This is a genomic window from Photorhabdus sp. RM71S, from assembly GCF_042879355.1.
Taxonomy (GTDB): Bacteria; Pseudomonadota; Gammaproteobacteria; order Enterobacterales; family Enterobacteriaceae; genus Photorhabdus; species Photorhabdus kayaii.
The window spans coordinates 1-627 of record NZ_JBHFKV010000169.1 but is presented as its reverse complement, the minus strand read 5'-3'; the positions used below and the strand labels follow the sequence as shown (position 1 = coordinate 627).

The window sequence follows — 627 nt, the reverse complement described above, 5'->3', positions numbered from 1 at the left end:
GGAAACGGCTCAAGCCTTATTACGGCATGGCGTCAGCCTGGATATTATTGTCACCAGTACCGGACTGAGCCGGGATAAAATTGAAGCGTTAAAGCATTAAATTAATCTTCTCTTCATACAGCAAAATGCCGATATTCAAAATCGGCATTTTTGTTCTTATTTATACCCTATGGATTTCAAGATGCATCGCGGCGGCAAGGGAGTGAATCCCCGGGAGCATAGATAACTCTGCGACCGGGGTGAGTGAGTACAGCCAACAAAGAGGCAACCTGAAAGATAACGGGTATAAATCCTTGAATTAATGAAGGGCTTATGGTTGCTCCCCTTGTGTTTCATTTATCCTTCAAAAAAGCAAACCATAGGCTCAACACGATCTTCTCTATTCACTCTTTTGATCATCAATTAATCGATGAAAGAAAAATAGCCAAATAACCTCATCCCTGATATTCCTAAAACCAAATAAAATCGCGCCAATACCTAAAATGGTTAACCTCTGCCATACCAACTAATAATTACCCTTGGCAGATTCGACTAATAAGTGCAATTTTTCAGAAGGGCGGTCAGTTGCTATAGTAGGCATCTTTCTCGCCAAAGGAAAATGCACTATGGCCTATACACAACTGACCG

General features: G+C 41.5%; 1 pseudogene. It reads left to right on the top strand.

What is annotated here, in order from left to right:
- A pseudogene (locus ACGF5R_RS24330) lies at window positions 1-100 on the top strand (ISNCY family transposase); the annotation flags it as partial.
- Window positions 101-627 lie beyond the last annotated feature (527 nt).